The sequence below is a fragment of the Pseudonocardia lutea genome (genome assembly GCF_042658055.1).
GTDB lineage: Bacteria > Actinomycetota > Actinomycetes > Mycobacteriales > Pseudonocardiaceae > Pseudonocardia > Pseudonocardia lutea.
On sequence record NZ_JBHSQK010000011.1, the window covers coordinates 168,760 to 183,863 of the forward strand.

At 75.4% G+C, this 15,104-nt stretch carries 12 protein-coding genes; 4 read left to right on the forward strand and 8 right to left on the reverse strand.

The window, feature by feature from the left end:
• The first annotated feature begins 43 nt into the window (after positions 1-43).
• From fdhF to ACFQH9_RS07120, 4 genes are read left to right on the forward strand one after another with little or no spacing between them, the layout of a single operon-like run.
• The gene (gene fdhF / locus ACFQH9_RS07105; protein WP_379565097.1) at positions 44-2,986 is read left to right on the forward strand and encodes a formate dehydrogenase subunit alpha; all 2,943 of its coding nucleotides are present in this window, start codon (positions 44-46) and stop codon (positions 2,984-2,986) included.
• On the forward strand, positions 2,983-4,743 hold the full coding sequence (locus ACFQH9_RS07110; RefSeq protein WP_379565098.1) for an NAD(P)H-dependent oxidoreductase subunit E: 1,761 nt from the start codon (positions 2,983-2,985) through the stop codon (positions 4,741-4,743). Before fdhF ends, ACFQH9_RS07110 begins: the two co-directional genes overlap by 4 nt.
• A complete protein-coding gene (locus ACFQH9_RS07115; protein WP_379565099.1) occupies positions 4,740-5,972 on the forward strand; it encodes a molybdopterin molybdotransferase MoeA in 1,233 nt (410 codons plus the stop codon). Before ACFQH9_RS07110 ends, ACFQH9_RS07115 begins: the two co-directional genes overlap by 4 nt.
• Positions 5,973-5,985: 13 nt before the next feature.
• Positions 5,986-7,914 (forward strand): molybdopterin biosynthesis protein, encoded by a 1,929-nt coding sequence (locus tag ACFQH9_RS07120; RefSeq protein ID WP_379565100.1) that lies wholly within the window; start codon positions 5,986-5,988, stop codon positions 7,912-7,914.
• A 6-nt stretch (positions 7,915-7,920) separates the two neighbouring features.
• Here the strand turns inward: ACFQH9_RS07120 and ACFQH9_RS07125 are convergent, their stop codons facing one another.
• The 8 genes from ACFQH9_RS07125 to ACFQH9_RS07160 all read right to left on the reverse strand — a co-directional run bounded on the left by ACFQH9_RS07125 (position 7,921) and on the right by ACFQH9_RS07160 (position 15,104).
• Positions 7,921-8,778: a universal stress protein gene (locus tag ACFQH9_RS07125; RefSeq protein WP_379565101.1), complete on the reverse strand. Its 858-nt coding sequence runs from the start codon at positions 8,776-8,778 to the stop codon at positions 7,921-7,923.
• A gap of 143 nt (positions 8,779-8,921) precedes the next feature.
• Positions 8,922-9,695 carry a bestrophin-like domain gene (locus ACFQH9_RS07130; protein WP_379565102.1) on the reverse strand — a complete coding sequence of 258 codons (774 nt, stop codon included), beginning with the start codon at positions 9,693-9,695 and terminating at the stop codon, positions 8,922-8,924.
• Between the two features lie 66 nt (positions 9,696-9,761).
• Positions 9,762-10,265: a hypothetical protein gene (locus tag ACFQH9_RS07135; RefSeq protein ID WP_379565103.1), complete on the reverse strand. Its 504-nt coding sequence runs from the start codon at positions 10,263-10,265 to the stop codon at positions 9,762-9,764.
• A gap of 128 nt (positions 10,266-10,393) precedes the next feature.
• Positions 10,394-10,984 (reverse strand): 3-hydroxyanthranilate 3,4-dioxygenase, encoded by a 591-nt coding sequence (gene nbaC / locus ACFQH9_RS07140; RefSeq protein WP_379565104.1) that lies wholly within the window; start codon positions 10,982-10,984, stop codon positions 10,394-10,396.
• A complete protein-coding gene (locus ACFQH9_RS07145; RefSeq protein ID WP_379565105.1) occupies positions 10,981-11,421 on the reverse strand; it encodes a RidA family protein in 441 nt (146 codons plus the stop codon). The genes nbaC and ACFQH9_RS07145 overlap by 4 nt, the downstream gene beginning before the upstream one ends.
• Positions 11,418-12,752: an FAD-dependent oxidoreductase gene (locus ACFQH9_RS07150; protein WP_379565106.1), complete on the reverse strand. Its 1,335-nt coding sequence runs from the start codon at positions 12,750-12,752 to the stop codon at positions 11,418-11,420. Before ACFQH9_RS07150 ends, ACFQH9_RS07145 begins: the two co-directional genes overlap by 4 nt.
• A complete protein-coding gene (gene kynU / locus ACFQH9_RS07155; RefSeq protein ID WP_379565107.1) occupies positions 12,745-14,097 on the reverse strand; it encodes a kynureninase in 1,353 nt (450 codons plus the stop codon). Before kynU ends, ACFQH9_RS07150 begins: the two co-directional genes overlap by 8 nt.
• Positions 14,094-15,104, reverse strand: a complete 1,011-nt coding sequence (locus ACFQH9_RS07160) for an amidohydrolase family protein (protein WP_379565108.1) — start codon at positions 15,102-15,104, stop codon at positions 14,094-14,096. The genes kynU and ACFQH9_RS07160 overlap by 4 nt, the downstream gene beginning before the upstream one ends.

Sequence of the window (15,104 nt, forward strand, 5' to 3'; positions counted from 1 at the left end):
TTAGGGTGGTGCGGGTCACGACTCTCAACGGCGAGGGCGAGAGATGACCGCTGTGCAGGAACCGGTCGCGACCACGCGGACCGTCACGGCCGAGATCGACGGCCGCACCGTCCAGGTGCCCGAGGGCACGACCATCTACGACGCGGCCCGGCAGGTCGGTGTCGAGATCCCCGTGCTGTGTCACGACGAGCGCTACGACCCGGTCGGCGTGTGCCGGATGTGCGTGGTCGACACCGGCGGGCGGGCCTTCGCGGCGGCCTGCGTGCGCCCGTGCGAGGACGGCATGGAGATCACGACCTCCACCCCCGAGCTCGAGCGCAACCGGGCCACGCTGACCGAGCTGCTGCTCTCCGACCAACCCCCGCGGGCCGAGGACCCGAAGCAGACGACGACCGGGGACAACCTGCTGCTGGCCCTGGCCGACCGGTACGGCGTCGCCCGGGAGACCACCGGCCTGCCGTGCGGGTCCGGCCGCGGCACGGACACGTCGAACCCGGTGATCGCCGTCGACCACGACGCCTGCATCCTCTGCGACCGCTGCGTCCGGGCCTGCGACGACATCCAGGGCAACGACGTCATCGGCCGGTCCGGCAAGGGCCACTCCACCCGGATCGCGTTCGACCTGAACGACCCCATGGGCGCGAGCTCCTGCGTGACCTGCGGCGAGTGCGTGCAGGCCTGCCCCACCGGGGCGATCACCAACAAGGCGATCAACGGCATCCCGATCCGCCCGCGCGAGGAGCTCGACTCCGTGCACACCGTCTGCCCGTACTGCGGCGTCGGGTGTGCGCTGACCTACCACGTCGACCGGGAGCGGGGGGCGATCGCGTTCGCGGAGGGACGCGACCAGCCGGGCTCGCAGAGCCGGTTGTGCGTCAAGGGCCGCTACGGCTGGGACTACGCCGCCTCCCCGCAGCGGCTCACCGTGCCGTTGATCCGCAAGGACTCGTCGTACCCGAAGGGCCCGCTGTCCGCCGACGTGCGCGGCGACGCGGCGGACGGTGCCGGGAACGACCGGGGCCGCGCGGGAGCCGGCGGGAGCCGCAGCGGCGGCGGCCGGGGTGAGCCCCTCAGCAAGAACCGCCGGGACCGGAAGCGCAAGCCCGGCGGGCTGGTCGACTACGACGAGGTGCTGCCGCACTTCCGCGAGGCGACCTGGGAGGAGGCCCTCGACCTCGTCGCCACCCGGCTGAAGGAGATCCACGCCCGCGGCGGGCCCGGCGCGATCGCCGGCTTCGGCTCGGCGAAGTGCTCCAACGAGGAGGCCTACCTCTTCCAGAAGCTGATCCGGGCCGGGTTCGGCACGAACAACGTCGACCACTGCACCCGGCTGTGCCACGCCTCCTCGGTCGCCGCGCTGTTCGAGGGCGTCGGCTCCGGCGCGGTGTCGACCACCTACGGCGACGTCGCCAACGCCGACGTCGTGATCATCACCGGCTCCAACCCGACGGCCAACCACCCGGTGGCCAGCTCGTTCTTCAAGCAGGCCCGGCGGCGCGGCACGAAGATCGTCTACGTCGACCCGCGGGCGAGCACGGTGGCCGAGCACGCGGACTACCACTGCCAGGTCAAGCCGGGCACGGACGTCGCGTTCTACAACGCGCTCATGCACGAGGTGATCCGGCTCGGGCTGATCGACCGGGAGTTCGTCGCCGCCCGGGTCACCAACTACGAGGAGCTGGCCCGGACGGTCGCGGACTACCCGCCCGAGCGGGCCGCGCAGATCACCGGCGTGGACGCGGACCTGATCCGCGAGGTCGCGCGGGTGTGGGGCGAGGCGGGCGCCGCGGTCGTCTACTGGGGGATGGGCATCTCCCAGCACACCACGGGCACGGACAACGCCCGCTGCCTCATCGCGCTGTGCTCGATCACCGGGAACGTCGGGCGCCCGGGCACCGGCCTGCACCCGCTGCGGGGGCAGAACAACGTGCAGGGCGCCTCGGACGCCGGCCTGATCCCGATGTTCTATCCGGACTACCAGGGCGTGGACAAGGACGGCCCGCGCCGCCGGTTCGAGGAGGCGTGGGGCACGGAGCTCGACCCGAACCGTGGCCTGACGGTCACCGAGATCATCGGCTCGGTGCTCGAGCCGGGCGGGGTGCGGGGCATGTACATGCTCGGCGAGAACCCGTTCCTGTCCGACCCCAACATCAACAAGGTGCGCAAGGCGCTGGCCGCGCTGGACTTCCTGGTCGTGCAGGACATCTTCCTCACCGAGACCGCCGAGTTCGCCGACGTCGTGCTGCCCGCGTCGTCGTACCTGGAGAAGGACGGCACCTACACCAACACCGACCGCCGGGTGCAGCTCGGCCGCAAGGTGCTCGACCCGCCGGGGCAGGCGCGGGTGGACTGGGAGGTCATCCAGGACCTGGCGAACCGGATCGGCCTGGACTGGGCGTACTCCTCGCCGAGCGAGGTGTTCGACGAGATGGTCGCCCTGATGCCCTCCTACGCGAACCTGCGCCACGACAACCTCGGGCTCTCCGGCAAGCTCTACCCGAACGCCGACCCCGAGCACACCGACGGCACGATCGTCATGTTCGACGAGCGCTTCAACACCGACGACGGCCTGGCCCACCTGGTCCCGGCCGAGTGGCTGCCGGCGAAGGAGCTGCCCGACGCGGAGTACCCGCTGGTGCTCAACACGGGCCGCCTGCTCGAGCACTGGCACACCGGCTCGATGACGCGCCGCTCGTTCGCGCTCGACACCATCTCGCCCGTCGCCGAGGTGTACCTGCACCCGAAGGACGCGGCGGACCGGGGGCTGGCGCACGGGGAGCTGTGCCGGGTGCGGTCCCGGCGCGGCGTGATCGAGCTGCAGGTGCGGATCTCGCACCGCGAGCAGCTGGGCAACTGCTTCATCCCGTTCCACTTCCGGGAGGCCGCGGCGAACCTGCTGACGATCGACGAGATCGACCCGTTCGGCAAGATCCCGGAGTTCAAGTTCTGCGCCGTGGAGGTCGAGCCGGTGGGAGTGCGCGCATGACGGTCGGCTCGGAGCGGGCGTCGGCGGCCCGCGCGCGTCGGGTACCGGGGGTGGAGGCCCGGGCGGGCAAGTTCCCCGGGCCCTCCCTGATCCCCGCGCTCAACGCCATCCAGGCGCGGCTCGGGTGGCTGCCGCGGGCGGAGCTCGAGGAGCTGGCGCGGGAGGTGCGGCGCCCGCGGTACGAGATCGAGGGCCTGATCTCCTTCTACCCGCACTTCCGCACCACGCCGCCCACCGCCGTGGCGCTGCACGTCTGCCACGACCTGTCCTGCTGGCTGGCCGGCGGCGAGGAACGCCTCGCGGAGCTGCGCGAACGCTTCGGCGAGGCGGCCGACGTCGAGCTGGTCGAGGTCTCCTGCCTGGGCCGGTGCGACGTCGCCCCGGCCGCCGCCGTCAACGAGCGGCCCGGGCCGGTGTCGGAGGTCGACGGGCTGGTCGCGGCCGCCCGGTCGACCGGGGTCGGCCGGGCCGCGCCGACGCCGTCGGGCCGCCGCGGGCCGTGGCCCAACGACCCGTACCCGGCCGGCTCGGGTGTGGCGGAGCGCTACCGGTCCCTGCGGGCGCTGCTGGCCGGCGAGCTCGACCCGGACGAGGTCGTGGCCACGCTGTCGGCCTCCGGGCTGCGCGGTATGGGCGGCGCCGGGTTCCCCACCGGCAAGAAGTGGGAGCTGGTCCGTGGCGCCGAGCCGGGCGGGGTGACCTACGCGATCTGCAACGCCGACGAGTCCGAGCCGGGCACGTTCAAGGACCGGCAGATCCTGGCCGACCAGCCGCACCTGGTGCTGGAGGGGTTGCTGCTGGGCATGGCCGTGGTCGGGGCCGAGCAGGGCTGGGTGTTCATCCGGCACGAGTACGGCCCCGAGGAGCACGTGCTGCGCGCGGAGATCGAGGCGTTGCGCGAGGCCGGGGTGATCGGCCCGGACGCCTGCGGCAGTGGCCGGCGGCTGCAGCTCGACGTGTTCGTCTCGCCCGGCGGCTACATCCTCGGCGAGGAGACGGCCCTGCTGGAGTGCATGGAGGGCCATCGCGGGGAGCCGCGCAACAAGCCGCCCTTCCCCGGCAACTACGGGCTGCACGGCCGGCCCACCCTGATGAACTCCGTGGAGACCTTCGCGGATGTCCCGGTGATCCTGCAGCGCGGCGCGGACTGGTGGGCCGAGCAGGGCGTGGGGGAGTCCGTCGGCTGGAAGTTCTTCGCCGTCTCCGGCCACGTCGCGCGGCCCGGGGTGTACTGCGTGCCGATGGGGACCACCGTCCGTGAGCTGATCGAGCAGGCCGGCGGTGTCCGCGACGGGGTCCGGGTCGGGGCGGTCCAGCCCGGCGGGGCGTCGTCGAACTTCATCGGGCCGGACCGGCTCGACCTGGCGCTGGACTTCGGGCCGCTCGCCGAGGCCGGCACGATGCTCGGCTCCGGGGCGCTGGTGGTGCTCGCCGAGGGCACGGACCTGCTCGCCGCCTCGACCAACGTGCTGCGCTTCTTCCGCAACGAGTCGTGCGGCAAGTGCGTGCCGTGCCGGGTCGGGTCGACGAAGGCGCACGGGCTGCTGCGGGAGGTGCTCGACGCCGGCGCGCCGCTCGACGAGGGCCGCCGCGCCGAGCTGCTGCGGCTCGAGGAGGCCATGCGCAAGACCTCGATCTGCGGGCTGGGGCAGGTGGCGCTCGGCCCGGTGGTGTCGGTCCTGGGCCTGGACAAGGGCGGCGCGGCGGCCCGCGACCAACCCCGGCCGGAAGGGGAGACGGGACAGCCGGACCGGTGAGCGGCCGGGAGTTCTTCACCGCCCGCACGGTGGCGGAGGCCCTGGCGGAGTTCCGGCCCGCCCGGCGGACCAAGGCCGAGTCGGTGGGGCTCGCGGCCGCGCTGCACCGGGTGCCGGCCGAGGACGTCGTCGCCCCGGCCCCGCTGCCCGGCTTCGCACGCTCCACCGTCGACGGGTACGCGGTGCGGGCCGCGGACACCTACGGCGCCTCCGACGGCCTGCCGAGCTACCTCGACCTGCTCGGGGCGGTGCGGATGGGGGCCGCGCCGGAGGTGGCGGTGCGACCCGGCGGCTGTGTCGCCGTGCCCACCGGCGGGGTGCTGCCCGAGGGGGCGGACGCCGTCGTGATGGTCGAGTTCACCGCCGAGACCCTGCCGGGCTGTGTCGAGGTGACCCGGCCCGTCGCGCCCGGCGGCGGGGTGGTGCGGGCCGACGAGGACGTCGCCGCCGGTACGGCCCTGGTCCCCGCCGGGCGCCCCCTGCGCGCGCCCGACCTCGGCATGCTCGCGGCGGCCGGGGTCACCAGCGTCGCCGCGCACGCCCGGCCGCGGGTGGCGATCATCTCGACCGGCGACGAGGTGGTGCCCCCGGACACCGCGCAGCTCACCGCCGGGCAGGTGCGCGACGCCACCGCGTCGGCCCTGGCCGGCCTGGTCGCCGACGCCGGCGGCGAGCCGGTGCAGGCCGGGATCGTGACCGACGAGCCGGGGGCGCTGCGGGAGCGGCTGACGGAGGCGCTGGTCGACGCCGACCTGGTGGTGATCTCGGCCGGGTCCTCGGTCGGGGCTCGGGACGAGACCGCCGGGGCGGTGGCCGCGCTCGGCACGGTGTGGTGCCACGGCCTGGCGATCAAGCCGGGCAAGCCGACGCTGCTCGCGGAGTGCGGGGGCGTCCCGGTGCTCGGGCTGCCCGGCAACCCGCTCTCCGCGCTGGTCGTCTTCCGCCTGGTCGGGGTCCCGCTGGTGTGGCGGCTGGCCGGGTGCGAGGACCCGCCGCCCGAACCCGCCCGGCGGGCGCGGCTGGCGCGGAACCTGGCGTCGGCCGCGGGCCGGCTGGACGTCGTGCAGGTGCGGCTCGTCGACGGCACCGACGGCAGGGCGGCCGAGCCGCTGTTCGGGCCGTCCGCCCTGCTGTCGGTGCTCACCCGGGCGGACGGGTACGTCGTCGTGCCCGAACCCGCGACGGGGCTGGACGCCGGGACCGAGGTCGAGGTCACGCTCTACCGGTGAGCATCCTGGACCGATGACCGCGCGCAGCCCCTATCTCTCGGACGTTCCCGCGGACCTCGCGCTGGCCGCCTGGGCCGAGGCGCGCGCCGCCGCCGGCTGCCCGCCCCGCGTCGAGGTGGTCCGGGTCGGGGTGGCCGAGGCCGTCGGGCGGGTGACCGCGCAGCCGGTCTGGGCGCGGCGCTCGTCGCCCGCCTTCGACTCCGCGGCCATGGACGGCATCGCGGTCCGCGCGGACGACACCGTCGGCGCGGCCGAGACGACCCCGGTCGTGCTCGACCCGGACCGGTTCGAGGTGGTGGACACCGGCGACCCGCTGCCCGCCGGCTACGACGCCGTCGTCATGCGGGAGAACGTGCACCGCACCGCCGACGGGGGCGCCGAGCTGCGCGCGGCGGTGGCGCCCTACCAGCACGTCCGCTCGATCGGCGAGGACATCAGCGCCGCCGAGCTGCTGCTCCCGGAGGGCCACCGGCTCCGCGCCGTGGACGTCGCCGCCTGTGCCGCCGCGGGGGTGACCGAGCTCGACGTCCGGCGCGCGCCGGTCGTGGTCGTCGTGCCCACCGGGGACGAGATCCGGCCGATCGGCACCGAGCCCGCGCCCGGGGAGATCCTCGACACCAACTCGCTCATGCTCGCGGCCCAGGCGCGCGAGATCGGGTGCACGGCGCGGGTGACCGAGATCGTGCGCGACGACCCGGCCGAGATCGGCGCCGCGCTGCGCGCCGCCGCGGGCGACGCCGACCTGGTCGTCCTGATCGCCGGGTCGAGCGCGGGCCGCGACGACTACACCGCACGGGTCGTGGCGGAGGCGGGCACGCTGGCGGTGCACGGCGTCGCGGTGCGGCCGGGCCACCCGGTGGTGCTGGGCACGGTCGCCGGCGAGCCCGCGACACCCGTGCTCGGGGCGCCCGGCTACCCCGTCTCCGCCGCGCTCACCTTCGAGATCTTCGCCGCGCCGATGCTGGCCGGGCTGGAGGGGGCCGCCCCGGCCGAACGCCCGACGACGACCGCGCGGCTGGCCCGCAAGCTGCCCAGCGCGATCGGCATGGACGACTGGGTGCGGGTCCGGCTGGGCCGGGTCCGGGGCGAGATCGTGGCCACCCCGCTGCCGCGCGGCGCCGGGGTGCTCACCTCGCTGGTGCGCGCCGACGGCCTGCTGATGGTGCCCTCGGGGGTCGAGGGTCACCACGCCGGGGAGCGGGTGCGCGTCGAGCTGCTGCGGGGGCCGGGCGAGATCGACCGGACCATGGTGGTGATCGGCTCCCACGATCTCGTGCTCGACCTGGCCGCCTCCCGGCTGCGCGCCGCGGACCCGTTGATCACGCTGGCCTCGTCGAACGTCGGCTCGCTCGGCGGGCTCGTCGCGCTGCGCGACGGGCTGTGCCACCTCGCCGGCTCGCACCTGCTGGATCCCGCGACCGGCGAGTACACGCTGCCCTACCTCGACCGGCTGCTCGGCCCGGAGACCGACGTGGCCGTGATCCGGCTGGTCCACCGCGAGCAGGGCCTGATCGTGGCGCCGGGCAACCCGCTGGCGATCCGGGGGATCGCGGACCTGACCCGCCCGGGCCTGCGGTACGTCAACCGGCAGCGCGGCGCGGGCACCCGGGTCCTGCTCGACCAGCAGCTGGCCGGGCACGGCATCGACCCGGCGGCGGTGTCGGGCTACTCGCGGGAGGAGCACACGCACCTCGCCGTGGCCGCCGCGGTGGCCGCCGGGCGCGTCGACGCCGGGCTGGGCATCCTGGCGGCCGCACGGGCGTTCGGGCTGGACTTCGTCCCGGTGGCGGAGGAGCCCTACGACCTGGTCGTGCGGACGGACGCGCTGTCCGACCCGCTGACCGCACCGCTGTGGGCGCTGCTGGACCGCGAGGACTTCAGGGCCGCGGTCGAGGCCCTCGGCGGGTACAGCTGCGCGGAGACCGGCCGGCGGGTGCGTTGATCCGCCCTACTGCGCCCCGGCCCGTTCCGGTTCGGGGACGGCGACGAGCACCGGGCAGCCGGCGAGCCGGATCGCCGTGCGGGTGGTCGAGCCGAGCAGGTGCCGGCGACCCCGGCCCACGCCGACGACGAGCAGGCTCGCCCGGTCCGAGCACTGGACCACGGCCTCGTAGGGCCGCTCGGACACCACGCGCAGCGTCGCGGTGACCCCGGGCTCCGCCTCGGCCGGCGGGCGCAGCAGGCGCTCGAGCGCGGCCCGCGCCTCCTCGGCCTCGGCCGGCCTGCGGGCGGCGTGGAGGATCTCGAGGGGCACGCCGCGCCGGGCCGCCGCCCGGTGGGCCTGGGCGACCACGGCGACGTCGGCGGCGGGTACGCCCACGGCCGCCACGACCGGGCCGGTGGCCGTCCGCTGCCGGGGCACGACGACGACCGGACCGCGGGCCCGGGAGGCGAGGTCCAGGGCGAGCGACCCGACCAGCGCGTCCGTCGGCCGACCCGTGTAGGCGAGCCCGACGACGAGCAGCCCGCCGAGCCGGCCGGTCTCCCGTGAGGCCGCGAGGAGGGCGGCGTGCGGCTCCTCCTCGAGCAGCACCGTGCGGACCGGGACCTGCGGGGCGTGCCGGCGGGCGGCCGCGGAGGCCCGCGCGAGGATCCGGAAGGCGTGCGCGTGCAGCGGCCCGGTCGATCCCACCGCGTAGGGGGCGGCGTGCAGGAGCGTGAGCGTGGCGTTCCGGGCGGCGGCCTCGGCGGCGCCCCAGCACGCCGCCCGGATGCCCGCGTCCGTGCCGTCGACGCCGACCGTGACGCCGTTGCGTTCGGCCGTGGGCCCGGGCCCGGCGTGTGGTGCGGTCATGGGGGCGGTCATCGGGACTCCTCGGGGCGGGTCGCGGACGGCGTGGGTGCGTCCAGGCTCGACCGGTGCCGCCGCCGTCGCCAGCGACGAAGGTCCCGGCGGCGCGCGGTGTTCGGCCCCGAGCCGGACACGGCCCGGCGCCCCGGGACCCGCCGTCACGGCGCCGGGCGCACCTGGACCAGCAGATCCGGCGGGATCGCGAAGTAGCCCGTGAACGGGGCGCCCTGGGCGACCAGCAGCGTCAGGGCGATCGCCATGGCGGTCGCGAGCAGGGCGAGGGCGGTCGCCGCCCGGCGCAGCCGGTCGGCCTGGACGCACGCCATCGCGGCGAGGGTCGTCACCGCCACCAGGTACAGCGCGATCAGCCGGAGCGGGTCGATGACGGAGGTGCTCAGCGCCAGGCGGGTGCGGCGGGCCTCCAGCGCGCGGTCCACCGCGGTGACGAGACGGTCCTGCGCCACCCGTCGTCCCTCGGTGTCGACGGGCAGGTCCAGCACGACGCGCTGCACCTCGACGAGCCCGGCGGGGGCGACGGTCAGCGTGGCCCGGCCACCGGACATCTGCGGCCATTCCGCGGAGACGTACGCGTCGATCTGGTCCCGGAGCAGCTGCCGGATCCGCGGCTGCGCGGTGGGGAACGCGCCGCTGAGCAGGTCGACGTCGCGCAGCGCGCTCGCCTCCTCGCCGACCGCGCTCGCCGCCTGGCCGCGGTCGGCCCAGACGTCCGCGACGAGGAACCCGACCAGCAGACCGAAGATCAACCCCATCGGGGAGAGCAGCCCGGGGCTCAGCGGACCCAGCGCGGCCCCGCGACCGCTGCGCCGCACCAGCAGCAGGACCGCGAGGACGAGGGCCGCGGCCAGGTACACCGACAGGAAGATCGCGGCCGTGAGCAGCGCGAGGGGGACGTCGGCCAGCCACGGGATCATGCGGCCCTGCTCGGAACCGATCTCGCGAGGATTACCTCCGTCCCGGCGCGGCGTGCGCCGCGGGGCTCACCACTGCGGTACGGCGTGGGTCGTCATCGTGATGGCCGTGCCCGGGGTCGCGCCGTCCGTGCCGAGGGACTCCGGCAGGCCGGGCGGCCCGACGGTCACGTCGTCCACCAGCTCCCGCAGCCCGGTCACGTCCGGTGCGCTCCCACCCCCGCAGCCGTCGGCGACGACGATCCGCAGCCGGCGGGTCCGGCCCTCGCGGACCGTGGTCGTCTCGATCCGCAGCCCGCCGCTCGACCCCGTGGGCAGGGGGCCCCGGCACCGGTGCAGCGCGAGGACGGCCTCGGTCACGGCCTTCCCGATCAGCGCGGACTGGGTGTTCGGCCAGTCGGCGGTCCGCAGCCACTCCGCGAGCAGGCTGCGGACCTGGTCGGACGGGGGTGCGGCCGCGCCGTCGGCGACCAGCCGCCACGCGATGGCGTTCGCCGTCACGGTGAAGCCCGGTCTGCCCGGCGGGAGACCGGCGGTCGGCTGTGTCGTGGTCGCACTGACCTGCTCGAGCATCGGCCCCGCTCCAGTTGCTGTCGGCTCAACAACCCGGTGGTCCTCCGGCCGCACCACCGGCCCCGGTCTTCCCCCTCGGCGGCGCTCTGAACCCTCGTCGCGGGCCGGGTCCGGCCGGATCGCCCACCTCAGGTGGTCCCCGCCGGCTCGGCGTGCGCGGGCCGCCCGGCGGCGGTGCGGACCGGGGACAGGGCCTCCCGGGACAGCGGTGCGCCGTCGGCGTCGCGCAGCGTGGGCAGGGTGTGCTCGTAGAACTCGGCGAACACCGGCGGCAGGTCGGCCCGGATGTCGGTGACCTGCAGCTCGACCTCGTGCACCAGGGTCGCCGAGTCCGCGGTGTGGGCGTACCACTGGAACTTCTCGAGCGTCCCGGCCTTGCGGACCTGTTCAACGACCAGGCCGATCGAGCCCTCCTGCGGCCGCTGCGGGGAGTGCGGGACGCCGGCCGGGAGCAGCCACGCCTCGCCCTCCCGGATGTGCACCGTGCGCGGGCCCTCGTCCGTGACCAGGTGCACCTCGATGTCGCCCGTGATCTGGAAGAACCACTCCTCGTAGGGGTCGACGTGGTAGTCCTGCCGCTGGTTGGGCCCGCCGACGACCATCACGATCAGGTCCTGGGCCCCCTCGTGCAGCTGCTTGTTGCCCACCGGCGGCCGCAGCAGGTGGCGGTGCTCGTCGAGCCAGCCGTCGAACCGGACGGGCGCGCTGATCTCGGTCATGTGTCCTCTCTTCGGACGGGCCCCGGGACGGGGCGGTACGCCACGGCGGAGATCTCGATCAGCAGGTGGGGATGGGGGAGCTGGTGCACGGCGACGGTCGTGCGCGCCGGGCCGGTCTCGTCGAAGTACTCGGCGTAGACCTCGTTGTAGCCGCCGAAGTCGTTCATGCTCACGAGATAGGCCGTGACGGAGACCAGGTCCTCCAGCCCGGCGCCGGCGGCGCGCAGGATCTCGCGGACGTTCTCGATCACGGCACGGGTCTGCACGCGGATGTCGAGAGTGGTGGTGCCCGTCTCGTCGGCCTCGGCGCCGGCGAAGGAGCCGTCCGGCAGCCGGCTGCTCGTCCCCGAGACGTAGAGCAGGTCGCCGGCCCGGCGGGCGTGCGGGAACCGGCCGCGCGGGCGGGCCCGGCCCGGGACCAGGTAGGCGTCGCTCATGATCGGGCTCTCCTCCGCGACACCACGGCGGCGACGCCACCGGCCGCACCCGCGAGGACCCCGGCGGCGATCCGGTCCTGGCGGCGGAGGCGGCCCTCGATCCGGGCGTAGGGCAGCGTCGTGAAGGACACGAGCTCGTAGCGGGACACGTACCCCGGCACGACGCGCTCCAGGGCGTGCCGGGCCCGCGTGGTCCAGCGGAACACCGGCGAGGTCACCCGGTCGCTCATCTCGACGAAGTTCTCCAGTGCCATGTCCGCGATGGCCTCGGCGTTCGCCTTGCGCCGCTCCTGGTAGCGCGGCAGCGCCGCCGCCAGGTCCCCGCCGGTCTCGTCGAGGCAGCGGTCGAGCTCCACGCAGTCCTCGAAGGCGCAGTTCGCGCCCTGCCCGAAGAACGGGACGATGGCGTGCGCCGCGTCGCCGAGCAGCGCGACCCGGCCGCGCACCCAGGGCGCGCACCGGATCGTGACCAGCGAGCCGACCGGGTTGTGCAGGAAGTCCTCGGCGAGGGTCGGCATCAGCGGCACGGCGTCGGGATAGTGCGCGGCGAAGTACCCGCTCACCGCCGCCGGGGTGTCCAGCGCGGCGAACCCGCCGGGCCCCTCCTTCGGCCAGAACAGCGTGCAGGTGAAGGAGCGGTCGGTGTTCGGCAGCGCGATCATCATCGACGACCCGCGCGGCCAGATGTGCAGCGAGCCCGGGTCCAGCGCGAAGTCCCCGGCCGGGGTGGGCGGGATCGCGAGCTCCTTGTACCCGTGCGGCAGGAAGTCCTGCCGGAAGTCGAAGCCCTCGGTGAACTGGACCGACCGGCGGACGGCCGACCAGACACCGTCGGCCCCGATCACGGCGTCGGCCCGCCGGGTGGTGCCGTCGGCGAAGGTGAGCCCGCCGGTGGCCGGGTCGACGGCGATGAGCCGGTGCTCGAAGTGCAGCGCGACGTCGGCCGTCTTCTCGGCGCAGTCCAGCAGGGCGTGGTTGAGCCGGGCCCGGCCGATCGAGTTGATCGCCCGGGTCCCGTCCGCGGAGTAGGACTGGAACCCCAGCGGCCCCCGCACCGGGTGCAGGGTCCGGCCCCGCATCGGGAGAGCCTCGGCCAGCGCCTGGTCGGCGAGCCCCACCCGGTCGAGCGCGTCGAGCCCGCGGGCGGAGATCGCGAGGTTGATGGAGCGGCCGCGCTCGGCGCCGGCGGTGCGCGGGTCGGCGCGCCGCTCGTAGAGGTCGACGCCGATGCCGCGCCGGCCCAGGAAGGCGGCGAGCAGGCACCCGGCGAGCCCGGCCCCGACCACGGCGACCCGCTCGACCGGCGCCCCGGCCCACGTCGGCTCAGCCATCGTGCGTCCTCCCGGCGGCCGACGCGAGGACCGCGGCCAGCGCGGTCGCGGCCCGCCAGGCGTCGTGGTGGGTGCAGTAGAGTGGCACCGGCGCGAAGCGGACGACGTCCGGCGGGCGCGCGTCCGCGATCACCCCGTGCTCGTGGCGGAGCCGCGCGCAGACCTCCTCGGCCGCGACGCCGCAGACCCGCACCGACAGCTGGCAGCCCCGGCGCTCCGGGTCGGCGGGGGTGATCACCCGCGCCGGTTGCTCCGCGCAGACCGCGGCCAGCAGCGCGGCGAGGTACCCGGTGAGCCGGAGGCTGCGCTCGCGCAGGGCCGCCATCCCGATCTCGTCGAACAGGCGCAGGGACACCAGGACCGGCGCCATCGCGAGGATGGGTGGGTTGGACAGCTGCCACGCGTCCGCGGTGTCGACCGGGTCGACGTCCGGGCCCATCGCGAACCGGGTGGCGGGGTCGCTGCTCCACCAGCCCTGCAGCTTCGGCAGGCTCCGGTCGGCGAGGTGCCGCTCGTGCACGAAGCAGCCGGCGACCGCGCCCGGCCCCGCGTTGACGTACTTGTAGTGGCACCAGGCGGCCCAGTCGACGCCCCACTCGTGCAGCCGCAGCGGGACGTTGCCGACCGCGTGCGCCAGGTCCCAGCCGACGACGGCGCCCGCCGCCCGGCCCGCCGCGGTGATCGTAGGAATGTCCATCAGCTCGCCGGTGAGGTAGTTGACCCCGCCGAAGAGCACCAGCGCGACCCGGTGGCCCTCCGTCCGCAGGAAGTCCCGCACGTCCTCGGTGCGCAGGCAGTCCTCCCCCGGGCGCGGGCGGAGCCGGATCACGGCCTCGGCCGGGTCGAGCCCGTGCAGCCGGGCCTGGCTCTGCACGGCGTAGGAGTCCGAGGGGAAGGTGCTGTCCTCGACGACGATCGCGTACCGCTCCGGGGTGGGCCGGTAGAAGCTGATCATCATCAGGTGCAGGTTGACCGTCAGCGAGTTCATGACGACGGTCTCGGCCGGCAGGGCGCCGACGAGCCGGGCGGCGCCCCCGCGCAGGAACTCGTGATAGGGCTTCCACGGCCGCGCGGCCTCGACATGGCCCTCGACGCCCAGCCGGGCCCAGTCCGCCAGCTCCTGCTCGAGCGCCGCCCGGGTGGCGCGCGGTTGCAGGCCCAGGGAGTTGCCCGCCAGGTAGGCGACCTCGGCGTGGCCGCCCGCGGTGGCCGGCGGCAGGTGGAAGTCGGCGCGCCGCGCGGGGAGCGGGTCGACGGCGTCGAGGTGCAGGGCGTGCGCCTCGCCGGCCGGCCGCAGCACGGTGCCCACCGGGGTGCCCACGGGGTCGCTCGCGGGGTCGCTCACGGGGCCGCCCCGCCGGCCGCGCGCAGGCCGAGGAACGCCTCGGCGTTGCCGCCCAGCAGCAGGTCCCGCTGGGCGTCGGTCAGGAAGGCGGCGCCGCGGATCAGCGAACCCGGGGCCTGCTCGCCGAGCGGGTACGGGTAGTCGGTGCCGAGCAGGACCCGCTCGGTACCCACGGTGTCGACCAGCAGCCGCAGCGCCCGCTCGTCGAACACCACCGAGTCGACGTGGAAGCGGTCCAGGTAGCCCGAGGGCGGCAGCGCCGACGTGCCCACGACGTCGTGCCGCTCCCGCCAGGCGTTGTCCATCCGGCCGATCCAGAAGGGGAACGAGCCGCCGCCGTGGGCGAAGCAGATCCGCAGCTCGGGGCCGATCTCGTCGAACACCCCGCCCAGCACCATCGCCAGCAGCGACAGGTGGGTCTCGGCCGGCATCCCGGCCAGCCACTGCGCCATCCAGCGCGAGGTCCGCAGCGACACGGGCATGTCCCAGGGGTGCACGAACACCGGGACGCCGAGGGCGGCGGCGTGCTGCAGGAACGTCACGATCCCGACGTCGTCGAGGTCGCGGTCGCCGACGTGGTTGCCGATCTCGACGCCGACGTGCCCGGCGGCGACGGCGCGGTCCAGCTCCCGGCACGCGGCGTCGGTGTCCTGGAGGGGGACCTGGCAGAAGGGCAGCAACCGGCCGGGGGCCTCGGCCGCGATTCCCAGCGCCAGGTCGTTGAGGACGGCGGCGGTGCGGGCCGCGGCGTCGGCCTCCTGGTCGTAGGAGAAGAACACCGGGGTGGGGGAGAGGACCTGCCGGTCCACGCCGTGCGCGGCCATGTCGGCCAGCCGCACGTCGGCGTTCCAGGCCGAGTCCGTGATCCGCCGGAACGGGCGCTCGCCGAGCATGATCGTCGCGGTGGTGGGTCCGTCGACCCGCAGCGACGGCCGGGCGCCGGTACCGGGCAGGGCGGGCCAGCCCCGCGGGACGTAGTGGGTGTGGACGTCCGTCACCGGGGCCAC